Raw genomic sequence first — 22,458 nt, 5'->3', positions numbered from 1 at the left:
CCGGCGGCATCAGTATCCAACCCCCAAAGAACGTCATTGCCTGGCCCTCCAATCCTTTTTGCCCATTGAAACGCACCTGCACTGCTTAGTTTGGCCAGAAAGCCATCATTTCCTCCGGCAGAAGTCAATGATGTGGCTCCAAAAGTGGATACCCCAGCTCCAATATAGCCTGATACCAGAAGATTGCCGTCGGGAGCGATTGCAAGATTGAAGCTGTATTCGGAGGAAGGCCCCCCCCCCCATCCGCTGCGCCCATAAATAATTGCCGTTAGGGTCCAGTTTCAAGACATACGGGTCAAGACTACCTGCACTCGAAACCAGGTTGTTTACACCTGCGTTCGGGTTGAAGTCTACTGTTCCGATAAACAAGCCGCTGATATAGGTATTACCCGCGTCATCAGCAATAATGCCATAGCCCCTATCATCGCCGGTACCACCGACGCGCTTTGCCCAAATGAACTTGCCATTTTGGTCATACTTTGTTATGAAAATATCGTTGCTGCCAGCCGAAACAAGATTGGCTGTGGCCGCGCTTGGGTCAAAATCTACGGTCCCAGTAAAAAGTCCCGTCGCATACACATTTTTCGAAGCATCGGATGAAACGGCATAAACACGGGCATTCTGAGCCGCAGGCGATATAATGCCGTTTGCCCACTGCAGGCCTGCATCCTGTGCCTGTGCCTGCGTCCGGAAACCGGCCAAGGTTAGCAGCATAAAAAGTAAACTGGCGTAAAATGCCCGAAGAACACCCACAGCTTGAACGGCTGTTAATGCCTCGCCCCTCCATTTAGCGGCCTGTCTTATCCGATTAAAAAGTACGTATTTTTGCATATCCTTTGTGGTTGGTAAAAAACTGTAACTGCATTGAAATCACCCTCTTGTCTTTTCATACGCGTTAATTAGATATGATTTGAAGAATTTGCCTGCGTTGATTTGGGACATAAGTGTCCCATCTAGGTTATTTTGACCTGTTCAAACCAATGCAAACGCTATCATGTATTCACGCCACCGCAAGTGGATCCTGATTGCGGAAGCTGGTAGGCGATATCAGCTCATCCGGATGTCCGAAGGCCGATTATTTTTCCGGTGAAGTCGTACAACTATTTCGATGAAGCAAATGTAAGAAGCTACCATCAGACCATTTGTCGAGATTTGAAATGAAGAATAAAGAGATGTCAAGACAAAATTTATCGAATAAATACTACAATTTTTTGCTATAAAAGTTTATAGGATTGAGTTTTCAAAGGACTTGAGTAGATTAATTTCAGGCCACATATGTCGGAACGCGTGCCACACTTAGTTACAGTGGCAACAACGATCGCCGCCAGTAGATATGAAAGGATAAATAACAGTAGTTAATGTCTTGGGCGCCTAGTAGATTTAAGCCGTTATAACATTGCCAGAAACGCAATTGTTGATGTACGCTTTCCCTAGTTACAATGCCGTAGTTCAGAAATTACCTGAACCAAAGCCAACGACAATTTATTTCAAACTATCTTTTACGCTGCATTATGATGCAATAGGCGACGCAAGGCAGCTCCGGCGAATGCTCAAAGAAGTCTCTTTTGCAAATTGAGAAAGTGGTAGTTAAGAGTATAGTTCTATGTCATTGAATAATCTTGAATACCCGAGATTACATGATATTAAGCAAAGAAAGAGACCCCAGATTCATTACCCTAAGACGTGGCGGAACGTTGACGGATGCAGATCAGTGTTTGCCCGCCGTATAGGCCGCAGTTTGCGCAGAACATGTACCTCCGCTTTTTGAAGAGGCCAATCCAGCCAATAAACGGCCCAGGGAAGCGAGAGCGCTAATCCGGCCTGAGTCAAGGGAGAAATAACCATGAAGCAGGCGCATAATGCTGCCTTTGCCACCAACGGTTGAGGTCAATATTGGCAAGGGCAAGTTGCGGGTAGTCCCCTTGCGGTAAAGGTTCAATCACAAGTGGTGAAACAATGGCCGACTTTTTGGAGCGGACATGCGCCGCCTTTGTTTTTAGCGTTTTCATATCAAGTCTAATTTATTTGGATAAAAATAATTGAAGGCCTTGCGCTGGTTGAACCAATGCACGGCCAGCAGCAGCGGCCCGAAAAGCATCAGGGCAAAAGAGACGATTAAAACAGCCATCAAGAACGGTCGGCAGCAGTGCCGCCCAATAATTGGGAAATGCTGCCGAACGCCCTCGCCCCGCCGTTCAACGCGGCGTTTACCAATGATGAGGCGAATATGGTCCCGGCCAGCAAAAGCAACTCCCGGTTAGTGGTTATGAAAAGTCAGCGTGAGGCGTGTCCCGGGGCTCAGGCGCTCGATCCGGATACTTTTGACTACGCTCGGCGCGAGCTCTTTGACCATCACAAGGCCAATCCCCGTGGGCGGCTCCTCTTTTTCGCTGCGATCCTCGCTTTCAAACCACATGACCAGCTCCTGGGAAATGCCGCGTCCATTATCTTCAATATACAATCGTAGCGAGTCGGGTTGAGATAGTACATAGGCTTTGATTACACCATTGTCGGTAAACTTGTTGGCATTATCGATCAGGTTATGGACAATGATTTTCAAGAGTGGCACATTCGTAGTAACCAAGGTGTCCGAAGGGACCTGATTTACAAAGGTGTTTGGATGGATGCGTGAATTATTTCCATAAAGTAGCATTGTTTCGTCAATGAGCTGGTTTAGGTTGACGATCTCTGTCTGCGGCTCATGGTCATAAATGCGGAATTTAGCATAGGCGAGCATCTCTTCCAACGACGCTTTAACTTGCTTTATCGACTCTTCAATGTCTTTGCTGACACTGAAAGCCATCTTATGTTGCCCCTTGTCGATCATCTTTTGCTGTTCGGCCGCCACCGCAATTACCGCCCCTAATGGCGAGCGAACATCGTGTGCAATGGAAGCCATTAAGCGGGACTGTAAGCGCATCTGGCTGATTATACTGTCCTGCGATTTTTGTAGATCCCTGAGCGTTGTCCGCAGTTGAGCGGTTCGTACATTGACTTGTTTTTCCAGCGCAAGGTTCACCCGCCGCACGCGGTTGACACGGTTTCTAATGAGTTCAGCGGCAACGGCAATCAAGAGGATACTCGCTAATGAATAGAACCACCAGGTTTGGTACCAAAAAGGCGGCACGGAGATATCGATGGTTTTATATGAGAAGCCTTGCTGACCAAAACCGTTCATTTTTCTAACAAACAACGTGTAATTGCCTTTGCCTAACGTCAGGATAGTGATTAGAGCCTTGTTGCCCGACACCACTTCAATAGGCAACCAATCAGCTTCTGCCGGGAACGAACCTTTCTTGCGCAATGCATATGAAAATTGCAGATTGTTCTGGTTCCCGAAAAATGGTGTAAGCAACTCTATGCGGAGCTCCTTTTGGTTTTGGGAAAAAGACACTGCCTGCCCGGCTTGCTGGATGTGCCGATCAACCTGGATGCTGTTAATGACGATTGGCCGGTCAGGGACTTCTGCAGCAATGGTTTCCGGTTTATACCAAACCAGACCGTCCATTGAGGGAAGGGAAACATGACCGGAACCAAGTCGAACCGCGCACGGCTCGCATCTACCGTTGAATTCGTCACTGTTAAAGCCGTCCTCCCTTGAATAGAGGTGATAGTATAACCGGCTACCGTGGCGGGCATAACTTAAAAGATCATTTTTAAGCACCTGAAAAAGACCGTGATTAGTCGGTATCCAGAAGAACCCGTTACGATCTTCTACTATGCAATGCGTATTGGCCAGGTATCTCTCCCGGTCGAGTGGAAACCGGGTTAGTTTCAAATCTTTCAATAGAAAAAGTCCACTTTTATAGGTAGTAACCCAGACTTCTGATCCGTCAGTGGAAATATGCAGGCTTCTAACATAAATGTCATTTAAACCCTTTATCCTAATAACCTTACCAGTAGCCTTTTCCACGCGTAGGAGCCCATCCACTGTCCCAATCCACAAAAAGCCGGCAGCTTGCTGTATCCATGAAACCTCGGGTAGCGGACCGATAAACTGGGTAGGAGTGTTACCGGCCTTTAACGGCGTTTTGATTTGGAAAATGCCAGCTGTGAGGGTACCGATCCAAATCGTCGCGTCCGGGCCATAATATAATTGTGTGATTTCCGACGGAAGGTTCCAAGAGGCCTTCATTTTCGATCCTCCTGCGCTGATAAGCATTAATCTCTTTTGCTTTTTGCACCAGATATCACCATTAGCATCGACTACAATGCTGGTTTTGTCCCATGTCACGCTTTTTGTTACCAGAGGGATCTGGCGTGCGACGACTCTTTGGCCAACAGAATCTATTTCATAGACAATGCCCTGGCTCGACAAAATACTTCGGTTTCCCAATCTGGCCTGTCCATAATATACCTGATCAGTGTCGGGAAAAGGGACGGCATGGGTTGCAAATTTCTTCCTGGTCAGCACGAGTAACCCATTAATATGGCTACCAAGAAAAATCCGTTCCGCTTTTTGATCATAATAAACTGCTCTAATGATGTCCTTGGAGAAATTGAAGCCTTCCAAGATCAGCTTTGAGTCCAGATTTCCGTTCTCGCCCACCGTAATGTAATATAACGACTGGTTTAAGCGAATAAATGTTTGATTGCTCGCGTTGTTCCAGAAGATCTCAAAGGCACCGGGATCCTTCAAAGAAGGATTACCGGCCAGCGCGCCTTTGAATACAGCTGGCTCATATTTAAGTCGTTCAGAAGAGGCAGTAAATCGGGTAAGACGTCCACTTCCCCAGTGATAAAGGCTGTTATCCAAGCGGAAGAAACCCCAGGGGTGCTTGTTGGGAAAAGCCAAGTGCCCTTTTAGTTGGTTGTTATCATAATAGCGTAGCGTCTTCTGATCGTAAACAAAATAGCGACCCTGTCCTATGGGGGCTACGTAGGGCGTCAGACCGGGAATGTCATCAAGTTTAGGCAGGCGCTCCAGAAGGTGCCCCTTATACTGTGACGGATAGGTGAAAGGCAGCCCCGTGAGGTCCTTAACCAATGAGGTATCGGCAACAGCGGAACCCTGATAAATTCGGATGAAGCGGTGCTCATTGTTAATTGCGTAGAGGCCACGCGCAGTCGGTCGCGGATCAATACCGATATTACGGATGCTCCCTGATGTATACGTATTGCCGAAATTGTCAAAAACGGTAAATTCTTTTCCATCATAACGAACCAGACCACGTTCTGTGGAAAGCCACATAAAGCCCAGTTCGTCTCGTACGATTGAATACACGCTGTTTTGGGGAAGGCCGTTTCCGACTGTAAAATGCTCGCTGTGGAAGCGGCTAAGGTGACTCTCATCGCGCTGCTGAGCGAGAGCTCTTGAAAGGATAATGGTTGTCAATGTCAAAAGTGACAATACCCGGAGCGTTAAATTAGCCACTTATGAAAAGAGAACTTAGTAGTTTGCGATGTCGAATTTAAAAATTATTCTACAAATGACGTACAGTCGATCCCAATGTATGATCGCAAGCAGTACAAGGATCAAGATCAAGGAGACGGGACAAGGTGTGCGAAAGCGGTGTGGCGAGGGGTCAGAAAAGTCTCTAAATTCCTTCTTTCCTGAACAACGGAACGCATTTCTTTATCGGTATCGACAAGGGAATGCTAAAAAAGGCCCCAGTGGTCTTAGTAGTCTGTTTCTTTTCACGTCTCGTCAGGAAGCGCCATTGATAGATTAAACGCGCAAAACCCATAAATTTAGAAGGAATAGGTCATTCGCTCCTGAGCGATTTAACGGGGTTGGGCAATGCAGCAGCGATGGTTTTCATTCCAATCGATACCAGCACCACCAGCAGCATTGTTAACGCCAGGCCTACGAACAGGTATGGCGAGCGATGCCCGTGTAGCGTAATTGTCAAGGCAGGTGGTAGCCAGGAAGTATGTCACAGGAGGCCAATAGCGGTAACCAGGATTGTAAGCTTGAAATACTCGGAGGACAACAGTGTTAATAGATCACCTATCGTTGCGCCGATAACCTTTCTGATGCCCATTTTTTCCGTCGGTTTGGAAGCAGTGAAAGCAGCCAACGTGAATAACCCTAGACAGGAAATCACAACCGCGATAATGGTCAGAATAAAATATCTGGTATGAAGGCCAATAAGCCCGAGTTTGAGTTGATGATGGGATTCTTGCGTGAAGGAGATACCATCGTGATCTGGCAATTGGACCGACTTGGACGATATATCCGCGCACTTATTTGAACTGATTGAACATCTGGGAAAGAAAGGCATCCACCTCGCATTACTCAGCGATCCCCTTGATAAATGCTCCATTATTTCGGAGTGATCATTAAACCAGTTGGTCATTCAAAGCGCCAAGGATGATTAGAATTGCGGGACGGACGTCCGCCGAGCGTAGCGACGCCCGGCACAATCCTTCGCTGCAGCCGCGCTGACCATTTGCCAGGAAAACCTCAATCAATAATTTGAAAGGGTTTCCCGGATCTGGTTAGCACAGACTCCGTGAAATGTTAAATTCACATTTAATTCCAGAATCAACTCTATCATCACGACTTAAGTATCCATGAAAGGCATCGAACCGGCACCAACTATCTTTTCACTGTGGTTGTTAATCTTAATTTTGATAATTACTTCGCCTGTTTTTGGGCAAATCCGGCATGCCCACCCACAAAGTGATACCTACGCAGGCCTAATAGCTAAATCCGAGGAGTACTTTGCTGAAAAACTCAAAACGGATAAAATTGTAGGACTCAGCGCGGCAATTATCATGGATGGCAAGGTGGTTTGGAAGGAAGGATTCGGCTATTCCGACCGACAGACCAAAGTCCCTATGACGGTTAATACCGTAGTGAATATAGGCTCAGTAACAAAGACTTTTACCGCGCTTAGTGTCATGCAATTGGAGGAGCGTGGTCTTCTCGATATCCAAAAGCCCCTAACAACATATCTTCCAGAATTTCATCCCCTGGCACGCCCAGGAATTCATCTGGATTCGATTACCGTGAAAACGCTCATTACGCACACTTCCGGTATTCAATCAGACATATGGAGGAATTCAGATCTCGGTTCGGGGAAATATACAGACGTGCTCGGTTTCATCAACCAAACCCACCTGGTTTATCCGGCAGGATTGGCGGGACTATATTCGAATGCTGGCTACAACATCCTGGGGCATATGATCAAAGATGTTACCAAGACAGATTATGCAGATTATGTGCATAAAAATATCTTTAATGTTTTAGGGATGAAGCACTCAGGCTTCGCAATGGACCGGCTTGAAAATCGTACAAAAATTTATGCGTATGGCCAGCAGGCCCAAGAGTATGAATTACGGGATATTGCCTCCGGCGGTATTTACACGGATATGAACGACTTCACCAGATATGCTATCGGCCTGTTAAAGGCCTACCGTGGTGAATCGACCCGGCTGCTTAGGCAAAAAACAGTAAAAGAAATGTTTTCCCTGCAAAACGCCCATGTGCCATTGGAAACAAATAAGAAAGGACTTGGCTGGTTTATGTTCCGCAATGATTCAACTTTTGCTGTATACCATGCGGGTAGCGCCGGCTTTACACATGCCAAACTATTACTAATACCCGAAAGTAATGCAGCCGTAATAGTGATGACAAATACCGCCGAAGGCGGACAGGCGGCTGAGAATTTTTGCTTTAATCTGCTACCTAGGTTGGATTAAGTATCCCTGACCTGTTTCCTATACCTAATACCCATTCAGTGAGTACGGAAAAATACCAGGTTTTTCTTCCTGACAGCGTGTTGGAGAGATATTCCGGGATCTATGCCGAATCAAACTCCTATAACGTTGTTAGAATGGATGGCCACCAACTTGTGCTGGCAAACGGTGGGGCAAAGCTGGTATTGAAACCTGTTAGTGAAACGGAATTCATTCCTTACGACATTAGAACTACAGACACGATTCCCAGAAGTAATCAGCGTCTGATTTTTAAAGACATTAACGACAACATTTTTCTTTCTCGAAGAGTGAAAGATAGGGAATACAATCTGGGATACCGCCTGACGTCGATTGATCCTGCGATATGGTCAAAAAGAAGTGGCATCTATGAACATTACGGATATCAAATGTTGATTGGGGACAGTAAATTCAAGAGCGCTGAATTGTATTTGTCAACAGACAGCGTGCTTATAATCAGGCTTAAAACAATGGGTAGTTCTAATGAAATCCCGCTGGATGTAATCGATTCTGGTTACGCACTGACCAGTGGGGTAAATTCTGGTTTTGGAGGTTTCAACGTGAAATTTCGTGAAGATGATTCGTATCACATCCTCGAATTCGCTGGGCTCAGTTTTCGAATGTCCAAGTAAATTGGCTTAAATTAAAGTTAGAACTGCGGCGGCCAAAAGGCCTGGTTCCAAAGTACCAGAAGATAGCATATTTTGAAGAACCCTATTAGCTCATCATACCACAGGGATAGAGGCACTTCCCGTAAGGCAAAAATTCCCATGTCCAGTACGGTTCAATCAATGTCGAGATGATGCAAGTAAGCTGATTAGTGCTTGTGAGACCGGCGCCAAGATTGTAATCAGTTCACTCAACCGCTTTCTGCAAGTCGGTGCCTTTACCGTTCATCTGATCTGTTGCGCCAAATTCTTCCGTCGGGTTAAAAAAGTCACCACCTCCCAGAGATCCGATACCCACCGCATGCCTGTTTACGATTTTAACAAGGACCTTACAATTTTTCAATTGGCTCCATGCTTGCACCCGGCAAACTTCTAGACATCGATACACAAATTTTCCCAGGTAAGGAACTTCACCGATTCTACCTCCTCCGGCCCCGGAATGAAAGATTTCATGTCCTCCAAAAAAGAAGTTTGAGGTGGTTCCGAAAAGCGGCACACATTTTTGCACAACATGATGCAAAATGAAAGACCAAAAATCTGTAAAAAGTCGTCGGAGCTACGACGCTGAGTTCAAGCAAGAAATGATCAGAATGCTCATTTCGGGCAGAAGTGCTAGGGAAATTTCGGAGGGTTTTGGAATTGCCGAGAAGCGGTCCGCCGCCGCGGGTTCTCTATCGTTGGAGAAGAATGGCAACAAAAAAGACAAAAACGAATAACGGCGAAAATGGCAACGATAAAGCAGCGAAGCTAGCTGCGGAAGTTGCTAAGCTCCGTGCGGAAAATGAACGCCTAAAAACCGACCGCGAAATTTTAAAAAAGGCATTAGGTCTTTTGAGCCAGTCCGACTCAGGGACGTCTATGAGCTGATATACTCATTTTCACGGACAGAAAAGATAAGTTATCTGTGCTCGCTTTTTGAGCGGCCGCCGCGCGGGTTAGCCGGACCGCTTATTATCGCTACCGGCAAGGAAAGAGCCACAATGCAGATAAGAAATATAACAGGCCTAAGCATGAGATCCGGAAGGAGTTTATTCTGAATTTTAAGCGATACGGTAGCAGGCGCATCAAGGAATCCTTGAAGCAAAAGGGTATAAAAATCGGGCGCAGAAAAGTGGCTGAAATCATGCGTAGAGAAGGATTAAGGGCTATTCAGCCACCGAAATTTATTCCAAGGACAACAGATAGCGGACACGGGAAACGGGTATCACCCAATCTTCTGCTGAATCAGCCTAAACCAAGCAAACCTAATACTGCGTGGGTTTCTGATATTACGTACATGCCTTTAAAAGGTGGCAAATGGGCATACTTGTGCGTGTGGATGGATCTGTTTTCACGACAGGTGGTTGGCTGGCAATTGGCTGATAATATGCAGGAAACCCTTGTTCGGGAGCCGCTGGAAAGTGCTCTCCTGAGGCGCAAGGTAAAGCCGGATATGATCGTACATTCGGACCGTGGCGGTCAATATCTGTCGCACAAAATGAAGAAACTGCTTAAGACCTTTAAGCTGAAACAGAGCATGTCCCGTGCCGATGATCCGTATGACAATGCTTGGGCTGAATCGTTCTGGAGTAGGTTGAAAGCGGAACTGAATATGCCGAAAGGTGGATATGAGAGTCTGGAAAAATTGAAGACCGTCCTTTTTGAATACATTGACGGATACTACAATACAAGAAGGCTGCATTCTTCTTTAAACTATCTGAATCCTGCTGCCTTCGAGGCAGAATACTATCGGCAAACTGGGTGAGAATTGAGAAGTTAAATATTTACTAACCCGCAAAAGTGTAAACCAAAACAGAACCACGTCAGTTTGTATAAATTTTCTTATGTTAAATAGAATTCGAATGATGGAAAGAATCTTGCCGGCACTATGTTCGCTGTCATGCTTCTGCTAAGGCGCTTTATCCATCAGTTTGTGTCATGACCTAGTGAGTTTCAATATTGCGCTTTGCAACTGGTCAATATCAACTGGTTTTGCCAAATGCGTATCAAAGCCTGCTTCTTTCGCTTTTTGTACGTCGTCGGGCTGCGCGTAACCGGATAAGGCAATCAAAATAACTTTTCTACCCCACTCACCTTGACGCATCAGTTGCGCCGTCTGGTACCCATCCAGACCTGGCATTCCAATATCACAAAGAACAACGGATGGTTTACTTTGTTCGACCGCCTTAACCCCTTCGATACCGCTTGTGCAGATATCTACCTGATAGCCCTTTATGCTCAGAAGCATGGATGTCACCTTAGCCAAATCTTCTACATCATCGATCACCAATATTCGCAGCGGTGCTTTTTGCCCCCCCTCATCTAGCCTCGAAGCTTGCTCTTGTGCCGGCAAATTTAGTAAAGGCAAATACACCAGAAACTCGCTTCCTAACCCCAGCCCTTGGCTTCTCGCTTCGACCTTACCCCCGTGCATTTCTACAAGCCGCTTGACCAGGGTTAAGCCCACGCCTAGCCCTCCTTGCGAGCGCGCGAGCGAATTATCGCCCTGCACAAACAGCTCGAAAACAGATGTCTGCTGTTCAGTCGTCAAGCCAATTCCATTGTCCTTGACCTTTATGAGTGCCTCTTGGTTTTCCATTTCAAGGCTGACCCATACCTGTCCATCATCGCCGGTGTACCTGAGACTGTTGGTTAGCAGATTGTTGATTACCTGTGTTAACCGAGTTGGGTCACCTTCAACGAATAGCCCGGTAGGCAAGGCCGTAGTGTGGAGTAGTTTGCCCCGGCTCTCGTATTGAGGCTCAATACCTTTTACGGCTAGGGATATTAATGTGCTAACTTCCAACCGTTCCGTTTTGAGCACTATTTTACCTTGTGTGACCCGGCTTACATCAAGCAAATCGTCGATCATCCGCACTAAATGCGACGCGTGATTATCCATCATGTTTACCACATCCGCGAGCTGGCTGTCCGGCTGTTGTGTTAGTTTGAGTACTGCAATCCCATTGCACACCGTTGAGAGGGGATTCCGCAGCTCGTGCGCAAGCATCGCCAGGAATTCGTCTTCCGCTTGCTGGCCTCTTTCAAGGCGTCCTCGCTTCGTTTTTCGTGTGTCAGATCGCGCATTACTTTCAGAAGCCCAATAACGGTACCATCCTCATTCAGCAGGGGTCTGGTGACGCCCGAAGCATAAAAGCGCGAGCCGTCTTTTCGAAGATGCCAGCGCTCATTCGTGGCGCGGCCATCTTTGATCGCATTTTCTTTTTCAATTTCATGAGCACCTTTTGCCCTGTCTTCAGGAACAAAAAATATTTCTCCGGACTGTCCGATAATTTCTTCTTCGCTGTAACCCAGCATATACTCAGCCCCGGCATTCCAATGATTTACCCGCAAATCCAGGTCAAGCGCGATGATGGCGTAATCTTTTGCACTTTCCAGGATCGCGCTCTGACGCGCCTGGCTGTGTTGTAAATCCTGCTCTGCCTGTCGTCGTGCCGTGACATCGAACATCACACCACTCATGGAAACAGGCTGGTCCCCTGACCATTCCATTACCCTGCCATAGCCACTCATCCAGCGCTCGGACCCATCTTCCAGGATAGCGCGAAACTCGGTATCAAATTCAACGTCACGCGCCAAGGATTCACGCAGCAATTGATCTACGCGTTCCCTGTCGGCGGGATGAACGTGTTCAAAAAATGTTTCCGGGCGGACGGGATCGCCACCAGGTTCCAACCCGAAAATCTGGAAATGCCGCTCGTTCCAAACAACCCGATTCCGTACCAAATCCCATTCCCAGGTGGCCATATCCGCCGCCTCTGTTGCTATCCGCAGGCGCTTTTCCGATTCGCGCACCTGCTGCTCTGTCTCTGCACGCTCCACAGCTTCCCAGGTGCGCTCTGCCACGTCTTCCATAAGCGCCTGCTCAATTTGGGTCCAACGGCGTGGCGTGCTCATCGCCGCTGCCAATGCCCATATCACTTGTTGCCCTCCTCTCCGCAGCGGTACAACCAGCAAAGCACACAAGTTGATCGAAGAAAGCAACAACTTTTCCGCTTCACCGAAACGTGGGTCGGCCGCCGAATCCTCGACCATCATCAATTCCGTCATGAGCTGCCGCATCGTTTCCGGATAGTCTGATAGCTGGAACACCCCTGACATCGGCGAAAGGCCGGGGCGAACCTGCTCAGGGCCGACCGTTGAGAAGCCTTCCGCCTCAAAGACCTCGCTCACCCAGCAGCGGTCAAGGCCCAGGTGCTCAGCAAGCATCTTTACCGCATGCTCTTTAATGGACACCCCGTCAGTCAGTTCCCTGAACTCATCGCTCAAGCTCAGCAGAAATTTTTGTTGTTCTTCACGCTGCTTACGTTCGGTAATGTCGTCAAATACCACAGCAACCCGCCGGGTATTTGCGTCCCCAATCCTTGTCGCGTAAGTCCGGTACCAACGGGCGGTCGGCTGGTGCCATTGATCGAAGTGATTTGGCTCACCTGTCTCAGAGACGGTTTGATAGATTTCGTACCAGTAATCTTCCGTGTCAAGTAAAAGATCGCTATGACGCTTGCCGACAACATCTTTCAATCCTGTCTGCTTTTCATAAGCGGGATTTACTTCAATCCATTCCAGATCGACTAATTTCCCCTTTTCATTATAAATCAGCTCATATATGCAGAAGCCCTCATCAATTGAGTTAAAAATTGTTTGGTACCTATCTGTCGCCCTTTCCGCTATCTCGTCTTTTAACCGGAGAATTTCCGCTTCATCCTTTTTGCGCTGGGTAATGTCTTCCGTATTCATGACAAATCCATCACCCATTTTTACCAGGGTCTGGTGAAACCACTGACCATTGAACTGTTCGTGCGAATAATACTGTTCGTGGTCAATGATGGTCCCTTCCTCGGTTACCTGTACGAATTTGTCAAACAAACCGGCTTCGATTACCCCCGGGTTCTCTTGCAAAAGACTTTTTCCAGCCATCTCCCCGTAAAGCTGGTTCCAGGTTCTATTGGTAAACACCCAAACAAAATCAATGATTTTTCCGGCCTCATTCCTCACTGCTGTAAAGGCTTGGATCACATATTGCGAGCTATCCAGGGTAGTTTGCAGATTTTCTTTGGCTACCCTCAGCTGCTGCTCGGTGATTTTTAGCTTTGTAATATCCGATGTCGTCGTAGCGACACCATCGTTCAACTTGACTACCGATTGATGGAACCATCCATTGAACTGCTCATGCACATAATGCTTTTCATACTGCTGGGGCACACCCGTTTCGACCACGTGCTTAAAAGCGTCAAATATACCCTCCTGCACCACCCCGGGTTGCAATTGCAGCAAACTTTTGCCGATCACATCTCCGTAAAACTTTTCGGAAGCGTGGTTATTGAGAATCCATGTGAAGTCCACTATTTCCCCAGCCTCATCCCTGACCGCTTTAAAAACCTGGATCATATCCATCGACGAGTCCAGTGTCGCCTGATGTAATTTCTCGTCCGCTTTATGGCGCCCTCCGCCTTCCATATCTGTAAAAATGGCCAGCCAGTTTTTGATAGAGCCGTCGGCGTTCGGGATAGGCGCTGCCTGCATATTGCACCAACGCCAGCTATCATCCGCCGATTTCACCCGAAATTCGGCACTAAAAGCTTCAAGCCGGGCAACAGCTTCGCGCCATGAGTGAATCACCTCAGCCCGGTCGCCAGGAGAAATTGCATTTGCCCAGCCCATCCCTGAAAACTCAGTGAAGGTCTGGCCTGTATAGGCCCGCCAGCTGGGAGAATCTGTTATGACCTGCCCGGAAACATCCGCCTCCCAGGTTGCCTGGGCGAAGGATGCCAGAAATGTTTGGCAATCCGGGGGATTGACAGGAAAAAGTTCGCCATCTAGATGTGAAGGAGACGCCATGTTTACATTGTTTTGCCGCTGGACCGTATGGCTCGACTGCCTGCGCCAGTCTATCCATCTGATTAAGTTGTTTCATAGCTGGTCACTCCTACAAGTTGTAGCGGTAATTAAAGGCGGGTGGCATAGAAAGAAGCATGCCAGAAGCTTCATACGCAGACTAAGCTCAGACCCCTATAAACAACCGGCAGGATCGTACACTTATTTGCGTACTCCAAGTCCATTGCGAACCGGTGGACCGCGCTGACAAGCATGTCGGACATTTCACCTCGAGACAAATTAGAGAAGCATAACCCAAACCATGGGCCATTTTTACAGATGATTGGTATCGGTACACATTTGGCTGGCTTAAAGCCACGGTCACAGCAAACGGGCCCGAGCATACCGGCACGGCATCCCGCTCTTTCTGACGCCAGAGCTGGAACACTTCTGGGTGTCGCGGACTTAACAGACGATAACTTACGGGCCGTATTCGACTATATGCTTCCGTCCACGGCGCTCGATTGTCACCCTGTTTGTAGCATTCGTGGGAAAAAGCCGCGGCCAGATGGGAAGCCCATGTTCGATTTTTGGCGGTACGAGAATTTACCGCCGGTTGGAAATAATGACGGGCTCGTAGCTCAAATGGCCTTGTTTTAATGTAAGTATGCCATGAAATTACTGCTACGAGAAACTTCATTTTGCAACGCTGTTACTTGCACGTAATTCGCGCGAAACCATATATTCGGCCAGCTTACGTACAAATCATTGCTCCTAAGAAAGATATTTGTGAACCACTTAGAAAATTACTCGCTACCCACCCGCGTGTTGCTGGTCGAAGATTATGCCATTATAAGGCTCGCAACCAAAGTATTGATAAAGGAAACTTTTAAATCGGCCATCATTCACGAAGCCGCAACTCTACGGGATGGGATCAGTTGCTTGGAGGCACACGAAATCGATCTTGTCTTGCTTGACATTCAGCTTCCAGACAGTGAAGGGGTAGCAATGATTTCAAAAATCAGGATGGTGCAGCCAAAAGTAAGGATACTAATTTTTTCAGGCTTAAACGAGCAAATATATGGTTTACACTACATTAAGGCTGGTGCGAATGGCTTCTTGTCGAAAGACGCTACAAAAGACCAGATGCAGGCCGCGATTTCGGCCACTTTAAATGACAGACGTTTTTTGAGCGAAGTGATGCAGGGAAAAATCTTAAATGAAAACATGTACCCAGGTTTTGTTCCTGAGAACCCGTTGGAAGCACTTTCAATACGAGAGCTTGAAGTGATGGATATGTTACTGGATGGCCTTTGGGTCAAGGAAATTGCCAACCAGCTTGGTCTTACCGAAAGCTCGGTAAGTACTTATAAATCCAAAATTTTTGAAAGACTTGGGGTAACCACATTGATTGAATTGTATACCGAGGCGGAAAAATTTAGACAATGACGCGTCTGCCGCCAAATATCTTGCGGCTGAAAGCCGCAAGGAAGTGCTCTGGGCGAAAGGATTACATGCCATAAATTGCCCCGACCCGGTACAGTTCAATTTGGTTAGTGACTTTTAACTTCCGGTAAAGACGCTGTTTGAATGTGCTAACCGTGTTTTCACGGACGCCAAGATCATACGCCATTTCTTTCGTCGATTTACCGCGCATCAATAGCTGCATCACCATTAATTCACGGGTGGTCAATTTCGATATCGACGGATACTTACTTGCTTGAATTTTGGGTATGAGCTTACCTAAAAGATCGACGCTTAAATACCTTCCACGCTCTTTGACTGTTTGTACAGCCTTGAGAATTTGATCAGGCCCAGCCTGCTTGGAAATAAACGCATTGGCGCCCGCCTCCATGAACGGAACGGCAAAAGTGTTTTCTTCGAGCCTCGAATATATGATCACAGCGCATTCCGGCCACTTATATTTAATAACGCCCACCACTTTCGTCCCAATATCATGACCATTGTCAGGTTCTATGATAATAAAGTCGAACGGCGGCTGGTCAACTGGCCGTAAAGCAGCCGTTACCGAAGCCGCTTCCTGTACGTAGCAATCTGCAAAATGGCTTTCCAGCAATCCCCTCAGGCCAATACAAATGAGCGGCTGGTCATCAATGATCAGAAAATTCATCGGCAAAATAGTTAAAATGATTTTGTATTGCGCGCTTCAAACGGATGGCCTGGGCTATCAATAAACTTCGACAAGAGTCTTCTGCGTAATAAACTGCATTGCAAGCACTCAAATGTACAAGTATGGGGGAAAGGGAGCTAATTTAAGTCCATAGTAATATTATGATACCACTTATAAGTATTTGCTGGTGCTATATTAGTAAACGTTTTTGTTATACAAACCAGCCTATTTTTAGCACAACGTACTTTGTTTTTGTAGAATAAATTCTATATTTTTGTCTTCTGCCCTTTCAGATTGCCGTTCTATGCCCCAATTTTTTCGCATTGTCTTTACTTTCGTTTTCCTGATTTCCGTGTCTAGCCATATATCGGGTGCTGGATTTGAAGGTGACCTGCCGTCAAATTTTAACATTACCCATTTCACTGATGAGAATGGACTGCCGCAAAACAGCGTTAAAGCCATTACCAAAGACAACAGGGGAAACTTTTGGCTAGCCACCGAGCGGGGTCTTGTCCGGTACGATGGAAACAACTTTGTGGTTTTCGATGATTTTGGAAGCTCTTTCCCAAACCGAAATATTGCCTCATTCCATATTGCCCCGTTAAACGCAAAAGACGATTTTTTTGCCATCAACGACGATGGCACCTTTATAAGAATCACTTCCGGTAGGGCAATGATCGAACCGTCCTTTTATCGAGGCCAACTTAAGGCACAGCCCTTCGGCATGCACGGCCAGGATGGGTATTTGACCGAAGGTCTGCCGAGCATACGTCTCATGCATGTCAGTCCTGATCACTATATCATTCCTCTTGGCTTTGACCGCTATTATGTCTACGACAATATACGCCTGACTTATTATTCCTCAAAGCGACGGGTCAACAGTGTGCCAATCGAAGATAAAGGTTTTTGGGGCTTTTTCCGGCTAGATCAGGACCTATATCACATGGACGAAAACGGCCTATTGAATTTCCGGTTAAAGGATGGTCTGATTCAAAAATCCATCGTCAGGCTAACGGGCGATCTAGCAGGTAATGTGTCACGGCGTTCAGGCAAAAAACACAAGCTGTTTTGGAGCAATGCTTCTAACCAGGTTTTCCTTCTGGTCGGCAACAACTTGTATTCTCTTCAGCGCCAGCAAAATGGCGATCTTCGCTCTCGCCTGGTGCTCGATGGATTTGACTTCACCGGCAATTTCATCGTCTCAATATACCTTCACCCACTTACTGGCCGTCTGCTATTGGGTAGTCAGTTGAAAGGCCTTTTTGTTATAGACAAAAAACCTTTTCATGCCCTTACCACGACTGCGATGGGCACCGACAACAATTTTTACGCACAAGTACCCTATTCGGACAGCACAGTATTGTCCAGCCAGGGCCTCGAATTTGGTCTGACCGCAGGTGAAAAAAATACATACGTCAGACAAATGCTGAAAATCACCCGGCACATCGGTTGGGACAAATACAGCGTCTTGATGGACCACACTGGCCATATATGGGCAAGGAATTCACAGACGCTATTCAAGTTTGATCACGAGGGAAAGCGACTTTTGGCTAAATGGGTGTTACCAACAGCGATCACCCAGCTATATCAGGGAAAAGACGAACGAATCTGGATAGGGACAAAACTGTCGGGGCTTTACTTTATAGATCCGCAAAAGCCTTCGGCCGCTCCGGAATACTTTTCTTTGAATACTGCCGACAATATCTCATGGATCCAACATCAGAATGCGGATACCCTTTGGATCGGTTCAGAAAAAGGCCTTTATCGACTTTCAATTCACAGCAAAAAACTGATATCTGTTAAGGAACTGGACGGGATTTATATCCGTAGTCTCTATATTCCAGCGGATGGGAAACAGATATGGATTACTACCTACAAGGACGGCGTTTTCCTTTTCGAGAATGGGCGACTGACGCGGTTTCCCCGTGACAAAAAGAATTACCTGGCCAGTGCCCACTGCATCATTGAAGACAAAAATGGCTTTTTTTGGATACCAACAAACAAGGGGCTCTTTCAAATATCAAAAAATGACCTGCTACAATATGCGCGCAAACCATTTGATATTTATTATCATCACCATATAAAGACTGCCGGCTTCAACACGAATGAGTTCAATGGGGGCTGCCAGCCATGTGCGGTAAGACTGGCCAATGGCTATGTCTCACTTCCTTCGATAAACGGGCTCGTCTGGTTTCTTCCGGAAGATATCAGGCCGGAACTTCCAATGGGAAATATTTATTTAGAAGGAGTAAGCGTGAAAAATAAACCGTGGAAATTTTCTGCGAACAAACTCCATTTGGATGCTGATGCCAGCGAGGTCAGTTTGAAGATCAACGTGGCCTACCTGGGTAACCCCGATAACCTTAAACTGGCCTACCGGCTTGGCAAAGACGGTGATCCGCTAACTGGCTGGCGAGAAATTAACCCTAAGGATCCCGGAATCCTTCTACCGCATTTAGCGTCAGGAGAATACAGACTTACGATCCGAAAAGTCAACGGCTTCGGCCCGCGTAACTATCAATATAAACGTATCGAAATTTCCGTAGCCAAAAAATGGTATGAAACCTGGTGGTTCCGTCTGGCCACGATCGCGGTTCTAACTGCCGCATTCGGTCTCATTCTCAGGCTACGTACTCGAAGCATTGAATCGCAAAAACAAGCACTGGAAGCTCGGGTTGACGAAAGGACCAGGGATTTGGAACTGGTGCTGAAAGCACTGGGAAAGTCGGAAAAACAACTGGAACTGCAGCTAAGGCTGCATGTACATATGATCGCCTCGATTTCCCATGATATCCGTACGCCAGTCAAATACATGGGTGCGGCGCTGCAGTTCGTCCAGCGCAGAATAGAAAAGAACCAGACCGACGAAGCCGTTAGCGCTATTCACACTATGACCCGAACGATCACTCAGCTAGACCAGCTTATCAGCAACATCGTGACCTATATCAAACCCGAAGTGCATCGGCATTACAGCGATTTAAAATCTGTGAACCTGCATGAGCTCGTATCTGAGCGCATGTTAATCTTTAAGGAAATTTTTGAAATGAACGGTGGAAGTTTTCAGATCGCAATCCGAAGCCAGGAGCAGGTGTCCAGTGACCGTGAGCTGTTGGGTGTGGTCCTGCATAACCTGATTGACAACGCACTCAAAGCGAAGCCTGATGGCGCCATCACAGTATCTACATTCGATCAAAATGGGGATTTGCACCTTGTGGTGACCGATCAGGGGCCGGGTCTGCCTGCCGCTTTGCTACATTGGCTGAATAACACTGGGCAAACCGAAACTTCCAGTCTTCCAGAACAATATAATGGGCTCGGTTTCCCAATGATAAAAGAAATTTCAAAACTGCTTGGCATAAGAGTATTTGCGGAAAACAAAACAGGCGCGCACATTCACCTTATTTTTTCCAAGCCTGCAACCTAGCTTTCAGTGAAAGTTAATACTATCCCCTTCGTAATAAGCATCCATTTTCCGTGTAAGCTCTACCATGTTGGACACATTTAGCTTCTGAAAGATGCTCGCTTTCTGGGTACCGACCGTTGGGATGGCCACGTTTAGTTCTTCTGCGATTTCTTTGAGCCATTTCCCTTTCAAAAGTAAAGCGAGCACTTGTTTTTCCCTTGGAGAGAGCGCCCGCATCGGATCGACTGGTAAGGGCTTACCAGTGACCAGGTTTGCGACCATCACCTTTTGCACCTGCTGGCTGACATACTTTTTTCCGTTCAGGACAGTCGTGATTGCCTTTTTGGTTTCTTCCTCGGGGCTGTGCTTATGCAAGAAGCCGCTTGCCCCACTTTGCATATAGATCGGAGCATTAAAGAGCTCGTCCCGGGCCGTGCACACCAGAATTTTCACATCCGGCTGAATATTAGTGAAATGGCTGATCATTTCTACCCCCAACCCTCCTGGTAAGCCAAGATCGAGAATAATGAGCTCCATTTGGCGCCGACGTTGGTGGCCAATTGCCTGCTCGAAGCTATGAGCAAAGTAAAGTGCTGCGTCTTCGACCACGCTTTCTACCATAGCGCCCATGCCAAAACATACCATAGGATGGTCATCGACGATCAGAATGTTAGCCATAAAATAAAGCTTGTAAAAGTAGTTTGGAACGTCAGGCGATAAAGGTAGAAAGATATTGTAACGATTTGCAAGTCGATATCGCCAGCCCAGACATCATAATTTTTCGATTTGCAGGCCGATTTTGTCGAATTCATATGCCAGTAATGGTTACCAGGGAAATATCCGTAAGGATAGGCTGCTTGAAAACGTAGCGCTATGCACAAGGCAAGCAAGGTAGCAAACGGTTTGCCATGCCATACAACATCTGTAGGACCAATTGCGCAGGAGTACCATTGGGTACATTAAGACCCGAGTTGACTTTCCCGTCCAATAAAATTTCTGCATCCAGTAAACCACCCTCATAAATAATAGGACCCGATCCTTTACCAAAGTCAAGTTGAGCTTAAACTTGTCAAAAACATAGCCAGCGATTGCATAACGAAGATAAGAAGTGGCACATCTTTACTGGCTTGTAGAACCCGAACTTTTTCGTATCATAATATTACTATTTTGTCGAATTACTTCTTTTGGTACGTTTACAGCGTCAGGTCTTCAGCTCCTGTATAAGCAAACCAAGTCAATATGAAAGAACGGTATCATTAGCCTGCATCCGGAACTAAAAAGCTCATCAAAAGGCGGATTCTTTAAGAAAAGGTCAAAACCCACTTTGGCGGGACGGGTATTTTATGTTCCAAAATTTATGCAAACAGCAAATAATCAATTAATCAACACAAATAAATCAATATGAAAACATCTCGACTACTTTCCACCCTAGCGCTGGGAACAGTGCTGACAGCATCTTCCGCTGTATTCGCGCAAGTCAAAATTGGCACCAGCCCTACCACGATCAGCGCCAATGTAAACCTGGAAGTCCAGGCGACCAACAACCACAGGACGGTGATCAGACAAGACAATGGTTTTGTAGGTATTGGGACGATTACCCCCAACGCGCATTTGAACGTCGAAGCAGGTAATATGTCTGTCAGCAATGGAGCCGACAATACGTTTGACCCAACTGTTCTAGGGGCTGCCTCTATTGGGCGGGGGAATATTAACAGGGCCAACTGGGCCGTTTCGATCGGACAAGAAAACGCTGTCGCCGGGATCCGGTCGCTGGCAGTAGGTTATCAAAATAGCATCCCTGTTGCCGGCGACCACAGCTTTGTGGTCGGTCAAAGTAACATGGCCAACGCAATCAATAGCTTTGCCGGTGGGAACGGAAGTGTAACCTCGGGATCGACATCAATGGCGTTTGGCTTGACCGCACGGGCTTCCGGGGCTTACGCCATCTCGCTCGGGCGGGAGACCACGGCGTCAGGAACCAACTCCATTGCTGCCGGGTATTCGGCCGTCGCAGGCGGGAGTGCCAGCGTTGCCATGGGGAACGATGTATCGGCGTCCGATATTGGTGCCGTTTCCTTAGGATGGCTTACTCAAGCGAATGGTCCAGCCTCCGTAGCGTTGGGATACGCATGTTTTGCACAACAAAACGCCTCCATTGCAATCGGCAACAACGCAAGGGCGAACCATGCTGACGCTTTCGTTTTTTCAGACAATAGCAGTGGCGGCGTGGCGATAGGTTCCTGGGCAGACAACACGATGACCATGCGGTTTGGTGGCGGATACCGGTTCTATACCAATGGCTCGCACACCACCGGCGTGCAACTAACGCCGGGAGACGTTACGTGGGGTGCCATTTCGGATATCCGGACAAAAGAAGACATTTCCGACATTGAAAGTGGCGTTGCCACCATCATGCAATTGCGGCCTAAGAAATACCATTATAAAAAAGCAGAGAAAAAGCACTTCTCATTAGGCTTCATTGCGCAGGAAATGGTCAAAGTGCTGCCAGACATCGTGAATGTGCCAGAGGATAAGGAGGATTTTCTATCTATTCGCTATACAGAGCTGGTGCCGGTGCTCACCAAAGCGATTCAGGAGCAGCAGGCAGAAATTAAAGAACAACAAGCAGAAATCGACGTCCTAAAAGCAAGACTATCAAAAATGGACGCGTTGGAAGCAAAGCTGGCTGCATTTGAAGCGAAGTTGGAAACGGCTCCGGCGGCCAACAGTGCATCTGCCCAGCTTGTAAATAGCAAATAGTCCTTAGACTGGCGCATGTT

The 22,458-nt window shown here is 47.1% G+C and carries 15 protein-coding genes and 1 pseudogene; 8 read left to right on the top strand and 8 right to left on the bottom strand.

Annotation, left to right across the window (positions count from 1 at the left end; all coding sequences use genetic code 11):
- Positions 1 to 105: 105 nt before the first annotated feature.
- From ABV298_RS24135 to ABV298_RS24120, 4 genes are all read right to left on the bottom strand, one after another.
- Positions 106 to 831, bottom strand: a complete 726-nt coding sequence (locus ABV298_RS24135) for a hypothetical protein (protein WP_353718710.1) — start codon at positions 829 to 831, stop codon at positions 106 to 108.
- A gap of 995 nt (positions 832 to 1,826) precedes the next feature.
- Entirely contained in the window at positions 1,827 to 2,009 is a 183-nt protein-coding gene (locus ABV298_RS24130; protein WP_353718709.1) for a hypothetical protein, read from the bottom strand.
- A 248-nt stretch (positions 2,010 to 2,257) separates the two neighbouring features.
- Positions 2,258 to 5,350 (bottom strand): two-component regulator propeller domain-containing protein, encoded by a 3,093-nt coding sequence (locus ABV298_RS24125; protein ID WP_353718708.1) that lies wholly within the window; start codon positions 5,348 to 5,350, stop codon positions 2,258 to 2,260.
- A gap of 355 nt (positions 5,351 to 5,705) precedes the next feature.
- Positions 5,706 to 5,852, bottom strand: coding sequence for a hypothetical protein (locus ABV298_RS24120; protein ID WP_353718707.1), 147 nt, complete (start codon positions 5,850 to 5,852; stop codon positions 5,706 to 5,708).
- A gap of 228 nt (positions 5,853 to 6,080) precedes the next feature.
- On the opposite strand from ABV298_RS24120, the gene ABV298_RS24115 reads away from it, so the two are divergent.
- From ABV298_RS24115 to ABV298_RS24095, 5 genes and pseudogenes are all read left to right on the top strand, one after another.
- Positions 6,081 to 6,194: a recombinase family protein gene (locus tag ABV298_RS24115; RefSeq protein WP_353718706.1), complete on the top strand. Its 114-nt coding sequence runs from the start codon at positions 6,081 to 6,083 to the stop codon at positions 6,192 to 6,194.
- A gap of 322 nt (positions 6,195 to 6,516) precedes the next feature.
- Entirely contained in the window at positions 6,517 to 7,647 is a 1,131-nt protein-coding gene (locus ABV298_RS24110; RefSeq protein ID WP_353718705.1) for a serine hydrolase domain-containing protein, read from the top strand.
- Positions 7,648 to 7,685: 38 nt separating this feature from the next.
- Complete coding sequence (locus ABV298_RS24105; RefSeq protein WP_353718704.1) at positions 7,686 to 8,294, top strand: hypothetical protein; 609 nt, start codon at positions 7,686 to 7,688, stop codon at positions 8,292 to 8,294.
- Positions 8,295 to 9,017: 723 nt separating this feature from the next.
- Complete coding sequence (locus tag ABV298_RS24100) at positions 9,018 to 9,197, top strand: hypothetical protein (RefSeq protein WP_353718703.1); 180 nt, start codon at positions 9,018 to 9,020, stop codon at positions 9,195 to 9,197.
- Positions 9,198 to 9,315: 118 nt separating this feature from the next.
- Positions 9,316 to 10,074, top strand: a pseudogene (locus ABV298_RS24095) (IS3 family transposase); the annotation flags it as partial.
- 171 nt (positions 10,075 to 10,245) lie between these two features.
- On the opposite strand, the gene ABV298_RS24090 reads toward ABV298_RS24095, so the two are convergent.
- Both ABV298_RS24090 and ABV298_RS24085 read right to left on the bottom strand, forming a co-directional pair.
- Positions 10,246 to 11,319: an ATP-binding protein gene (locus ABV298_RS24090; protein ID WP_353718702.1), complete on the bottom strand. Its 1,074-nt coding sequence runs from the start codon at positions 11,317 to 11,319 to the stop codon at positions 10,246 to 10,248.
- The gene (locus ABV298_RS24085) at positions 11,253 to 14,168 is read right to left on the bottom strand and encodes a PAS domain S-box protein (RefSeq protein ID WP_353718701.1); all 2,916 of its coding nucleotides are present in this window, start codon (positions 14,166 to 14,168) and stop codon (positions 11,253 to 11,255) included. Before ABV298_RS24085 ends, ABV298_RS24090 begins: the two co-directional genes overlap by 67 nt.
- 765 nt (positions 14,169 to 14,933) lie before the next feature.
- Between ABV298_RS24085 and ABV298_RS24080 the strand changes: the two genes are divergently transcribed.
- A complete protein-coding gene (locus ABV298_RS24080; protein ID WP_353718700.1) occupies positions 14,934 to 15,593 on the top strand; it encodes a response regulator transcription factor in 660 nt (219 codons plus the stop codon).
- A gap of 61 nt (positions 15,594 to 15,654) precedes the next feature.
- On the opposite strand, the gene ABV298_RS24075 is transcribed toward ABV298_RS24080, so the two are convergent.
- A complete protein-coding gene (locus ABV298_RS24075; protein ID WP_353718699.1) occupies positions 15,655 to 16,275 on the bottom strand; it encodes a response regulator transcription factor in 621 nt (206 codons plus the stop codon).
- Between the two features lie 274 nt (positions 16,276 to 16,549).
- Between ABV298_RS24075 and ABV298_RS24070 the strand changes: the two genes are divergently transcribed.
- The gene (locus ABV298_RS24070; protein WP_353718698.1) at positions 16,550 to 19,699 is read left to right on the top strand and encodes a two-component regulator propeller domain-containing protein; all 3,150 of its coding nucleotides are present in this window, start codon (positions 16,550 to 16,552) and stop codon (positions 19,697 to 19,699) included.
- A gap of 3 nt (positions 19,700 to 19,702) precedes the next feature.
- On the opposite strand, the gene ABV298_RS24065 is transcribed toward ABV298_RS24070, so the two are convergent.
- On the bottom strand, positions 19,703 to 20,356 hold the full coding sequence (locus tag ABV298_RS24065) for a response regulator transcription factor (protein ID WP_353718697.1): 654 nt from the start codon (positions 20,354 to 20,356) through the stop codon (positions 19,703 to 19,705).
- A 723-nt stretch (positions 20,357 to 21,079) separates the two neighbouring features.
- On the opposite strand from ABV298_RS24065, the gene ABV298_RS24060 reads away from it, so the two are divergent.
- Positions 21,080 to 22,438 carry a tail fiber domain-containing protein gene (locus ABV298_RS24060; RefSeq protein WP_353718696.1) on the top strand — a complete coding sequence of 453 codons (1,359 nt, stop codon included), beginning with the start codon at positions 21,080 to 21,082 and terminating at the stop codon, positions 22,436 to 22,438.
- Positions 22,439 to 22,458: the final 20 nt, after the last annotated feature.

It is taken from the genome of Dyadobacter sp. 676 (assembly GCF_040448675.1).
Classification (GTDB): domain Bacteria; phylum Bacteroidota; class Bacteroidia; order Cytophagales; family Spirosomataceae; genus Dyadobacter.
Note: the sequence above shows the minus strand (reverse complement) of the source record. Positions and strands in the feature narration are given on the sequence as shown.

What these genes read in the sequence shown, in the direction of transcription:
- ABV298_RS24115 (WP_353718706.1), top strand. Translation starts at nt 6,081, where the DNA reads ATGAAGGCCAATAAGCCCGAGTTTGAGTTGATGATGGGATTCTTGCGT.
- ABV298_RS24135 (WP_353718710.1), bottom strand. Translation starts at nt 831, where the DNA reads ATGCAAAAATACGTACTTTTTAATCGGATAAGACAGGCCGCTAAATGG.
- ABV298_RS24085 (WP_353718701.1), bottom strand. Translation starts at nt 14,168, where the DNA reads ATGGCGTCTCCTTCACATCTAGATGGCGAACTTTTTCCTGTCAATCCC.
- ABV298_RS24065 (WP_353718697.1), bottom strand. Translation starts at nt 20,356, where the DNA reads ATGGCTAACATTCTGATCGTCGATGACCATCCTATGGTATGTTTTGGC.
- ABV298_RS24075 (WP_353718699.1), bottom strand. Translation starts at nt 16,275, where the DNA reads ATGAATTTTCTGATCATTGATGACCAGCCGCTCATTTGTATTGGCCTG.
- ABV298_RS24110 (WP_353718705.1), top strand. Translation starts at nt 6,517, where the DNA reads ATGAAAGGCATCGAACCGGCACCAACTATCTTTTCACTGTGGTTGTTA.
- ABV298_RS24100 (WP_353718703.1), top strand. Translation starts at nt 9,018, where the DNA reads ATGGCAACAAAAAAGACAAAAACGAATAACGGCGAAAATGGCAACGAT.
- ABV298_RS24090 (WP_353718702.1), bottom strand. Translation starts at nt 11,319, where the DNA reads ATGCTTGCGCACGAGCTGCGGAATCCCCTCTCAACGGTGTGCAATGGG.
- ABV298_RS24060 (WP_353718696.1), top strand. Translation starts at nt 21,080, where the DNA reads ATGAAAACATCTCGACTACTTTCCACCCTAGCGCTGGGAACAGTGCTG.
- ABV298_RS24130 (WP_353718709.1), bottom strand. Translation starts at nt 2,009, where the DNA reads ATGAAAACGCTAAAAACAAAGGCGGCGCATGTCCGCTCCAAAAAGTCG.